This window comes from Candidatus Desulfolinea nitratireducens, from assembly GCF_982879505.1.
Genome location: NZ_CEYOSI010000313.1, coordinates 1 through 3,055, shown reverse-complemented (window position 1 = coordinate 3,055; position 3,055 = coordinate 1). Strand labels below are relative to the sequence as shown.

Annotated in this window: 6 protein-coding genes; all 6 read right to left on the bottom strand. The window is 45.7% G+C overall.

The genetic code is table 11. The features are described from left to right. On the bottom strand, positions 1-235 hold a 235-nt coding region (locus tag AC3DOM_RS17105), incomplete at its 3' end, for a hypothetical protein (RefSeq protein ID WP_487920246.1). Beyond that, on the bottom strand, positions 228-581 hold the full coding sequence (locus tag AC3DOM_RS17100) for a hypothetical protein (RefSeq protein WP_487920245.1): 354 nt from the start codon (positions 579-581) through the stop codon (positions 228-230). The genes AC3DOM_RS17105 and AC3DOM_RS17100, both read right to left, overlap by 8 nt. Positions 582-593: 12 nt before the next feature. Beyond that, positions 594-1,163, bottom strand: coding sequence for a hypothetical protein (locus AC3DOM_RS17095; protein WP_487920244.1), 570 nt, complete (start codon positions 1,161-1,163; stop codon positions 594-596). A 111-nt stretch (positions 1,164-1,274) separates the two neighbouring features. Then, positions 1,275-1,709: a hypothetical protein gene (locus AC3DOM_RS17090; RefSeq protein ID WP_487920243.1), complete on the bottom strand. Its 435-nt coding sequence runs from the start codon at positions 1,707-1,709 to the stop codon at positions 1,275-1,277. Between the two features lie 207 nt (positions 1,710-1,916). Then, positions 1,917-2,327, bottom strand: a complete 411-nt coding sequence (locus AC3DOM_RS17085) for a putative toxin-antitoxin system toxin component, PIN family (RefSeq protein ID WP_487920242.1) — start codon at positions 2,325-2,327, stop codon at positions 1,917-1,919. A gap of 3 nt (positions 2,328-2,330) precedes the next feature. Beyond that, positions 2,331-2,603 carry a type II toxin-antitoxin system Phd/YefM family antitoxin gene (locus AC3DOM_RS17080; protein WP_487920241.1) on the bottom strand — a complete coding sequence of 91 codons (273 nt, stop codon included), beginning with the start codon at positions 2,601-2,603 and terminating at the stop codon, positions 2,331-2,333. Positions 2,604-3,055 lie beyond the last annotated feature (452 nt).

Below are 3,055 nucleotides of genomic sequence, written 5' to 3'. Positions count from 1 at the left end.
AAACATCGTGATCGCCATAATCACATTCAAAAGCACCGATCAGCCAACAATTAGCTTCATGCTTGCGGATGGTTTTCTGTGACAGACCGCTGGAACGCAGGTGATCTATAAATTGAAGCAGGAACGCGCCCATTTGCAGGGCAAACTCATGCGAGGCTGCGTCCCAATTCCAATCTTTGATATACGTCTCCACACGCAGGTCAGTCTTTTCTTTGGCAGAGGGGAATTTATTCATCTTTGTCGCTCAAAAGAGCCAGAAGTTCGGCTTTTCTCGTTTCTAATCCAAGCATTTGTGCTTTCAACGCTTTCAAAGTCTTCTTGGTTTCCGATAATTCCTTCTTCCATTTCTTTTTGTTCAGGTAGTTTTTCCCATACTTTTCATCGACCAGCGCTTCCACTTCGCTGCGAATCAATCTCAGAAAAGGACTTCCGTAGGTGTTGTTCTCACGGTATTGAAGTTTTCCTGCATTGATGCCCGCGACAATTTCATCGAAGGTCAAGCCGAATTCCTTTTGAGCGGTTTTGTGACTCAGCGTGCCGCCTTTGGTTGTCCAAGCCGAGTCGTTGGATTTAGAGGTCATACGATCACTCCTTCATACGATAATCTTTTTGAGCAATTCCCTGTAAATATCCAGTTGGGGATTTTTAGGGTCTGGCTGCGACCATGTATCGAACCAGACGCGCGCCGAATGGTATTGATTCGTCAAAAGGGATAATTCAATCAACGCGGAACAAAGCGCGTTGTATTCGCTGACGTGAAACTCGCGGCGAGAAAACAAAGGCGTTAGCAGGTCAAGTGCGTCTTCATAACCGCCGTCGTGGATGGAGGCGTGAGCTAACGCCGTGCGGGCGAAAAGATAATCAGGAAAAAGAATGAGAATTGTTTCGCTAATGCACAACGAATCCTCTTTAAGTCCCTGAAATTCTAAAGCCTGCGCCAGATTGTTGAGCAGGTCGGGCTTAACCGGTTCAAGCGTAAGCGCCTTGCGCAAAAGGACTTCCGCCTGCGCACCTTTTCCGGCGCGTAAGAGGAGCATGGCTTCATTCATGATTTTTTCCACCGCGGGGGTGTGGAATATTTTTGTTGTGTTGTTGACGACAAAATCGGATTGAAGCAATTCAGCGCCGATCAATTGGGATGGGGTTTTTCGTTTGCGAGGCATTATGTGATTTGGGTGTGTTTTATTGTTTTAGAAAAGAGTCCCGTATTTCAACGGTTTTGTGACTCAGGGTGGCGTTTTTCTGGGTCCAGACAGTGGTATCGGACTTCCTGTTCATGATGTTTTGCTTCTAGTTTTTTTGTGACGTTTTCTAGATGCAGGCTTTTTGTCATCCAAGTTTCGGAATTTGACCAACACGTTCGGCATTTCCGGAGAGCCGATGGGAAGATGGCGTTTGTTTTCAGGGATGGCATCCAAGTCCATAATGCCCAGAACAAGAATTTCCGAGCCAATTTTCCAGCCAGGCTTACTGAAACCCATCATTTTGCGTAGCTCAGATTGATTGAGAACCACCACCGGGCAAGATTGACAAAACCAACCAAAATCACCACTGATCAGGAAAGAATCTTCTATCCGAGTGCCGGTGCGAGTGGCAACCATATAGGGAAAGTTGGTTTGTTCCAAGACACCGCCGCATTTAGGGCATGGTCCAGGAGTGGTGGCAAAATCTTTGTAAACTGCTTCGCGTTGTATTTTGATATTGGGCATTTTTCCTCTTTATTGGTCACAAGTCGTTACGTAGCGCGATTTGTCAAACCACACTTTTTATCGGCTTATGGCAAGCAGCGCCAACACCTCGTACCCTTTAAAAACCTCATCTGTATTTATAGAGGAAAAATACGGATGATGTTTTTAAACCCTACGCCGTTTTTCTAGAGTAAAACACTTCGGATGAGGTTTTTGCACGGTACGGGATTAGATACGTGCCAAAAATTCTGCTACGCGTAGGATAGGAATATTTTCAAAGGATTTCATATCAAGCAAATCAAAATCGCCCGAAACGATATATTCCGCTTTGCCTTCCAGAGCGGCTTCGAGAAAAATATCATCTTTGGGGTCGCGACAGACAGTCAGCTTTTTGGAAGGAATCACCAACTCCCCGCGCAGGCGAATCAAATCAATCAGCGCAGCGATGTCATCTGGAGAAATATGGTATTTGCTGCGGAATTTATCCCGCCCCAAAACATCAATGATTTCCACCAAAATATCGGTTGAATAGATCATCGTAAAGCGCTTATCTTTTAGGGCTTGCAAAACAGCCCCCGTTTTCCCTTGTGGGCGAATCAATGCGCTGACGAAAACACCCGTGTCAATGACGGCGCGCATCATCTAGCTCTTGCGCGCGGCTCTGATATCGGCAGCGATTTCATCATCGCTGTATTCGGCGTTGAGTTCCCCTAGTTTCTCCCAAACCCTGTCAAAACGTGCGAGAACTTCGCTTTCCTGCATTTGCTGAAAACGCAAATAATCCTGATAGGGGATCATCACGGCTTCGGGACGAGACCCACGCGTTAAAACGAGTGGCATATTCTTTTGAACCACCTGGTCAAAAAACGAGCGGAAACGACGTTGTAATTCGGTCACACCAACAATTTCTTGCATCTCATGCTCCTTTAGTATGTATTATACTACATATTATAGCATGTATTTTAGTATGATTGATCCAGTTGCTCGCTCACGTATCCATCTCTCGCCAGAACTGACGGCTTTCTTCCCAATCCTGCTAAAGCCCACGAATCCTCTCAATCCCGTACCGTGTAAAAACCCGTACCCTTTAAAAACCTCATCCATTATTTTCTCCCTATATCTGTCCAAGCACCTCTGACGTCAAACAAGCATTCACCTAGAAAGAAAGCTTTCCATTCGCTCTCTCTAAAATTCCTTGTCGCTCGTTCACACGCATTATTTATCCACGATTCAATACTCATATTGTATAGTCGGATCGTCTGATCACCACTCCCGTACCGTGCAAAAACCTCAACCGACAGAAAACAGGACAAAAAAGGTGGCAAACCGACCATCCTTGAGACCAAGAAGGGTTTTCGAAAACGGTG

What these genes read in the sequence shown, in the direction of transcription:
- AC3DOM_RS17100 (WP_487920245.1), bottom strand. Translation starts at nt 581, where the DNA reads ATGACCTCTAAATCCAACGACTCGGCTTGGACAACCAAAGGCGGCACG.
- AC3DOM_RS17095 (WP_487920244.1), bottom strand. Translation starts at nt 1,163, where the DNA reads ATGCCTCGCAAACGAAAAACCCCATCCCAATTGATCGGCGCTGAATTG.
- AC3DOM_RS17090 (WP_487920243.1), bottom strand. Translation starts at nt 1,709, where the DNA reads ATGCCCAATATCAAAATACAACGCGAAGCAGTTTACAAAGATTTTGCC.
- AC3DOM_RS17085 (WP_487920242.1), bottom strand. Translation starts at nt 2,327, where the DNA reads ATGCGCGCCGTCATTGACACGGGTGTTTTCGTCAGCGCATTGATTCGC.
- AC3DOM_RS17080 (WP_487920241.1), bottom strand. Translation starts at nt 2,603, where the DNA reads ATGCAAGAAATTGTTGGTGTGACCGAATTACAACGTCGTTTCCGCTCG.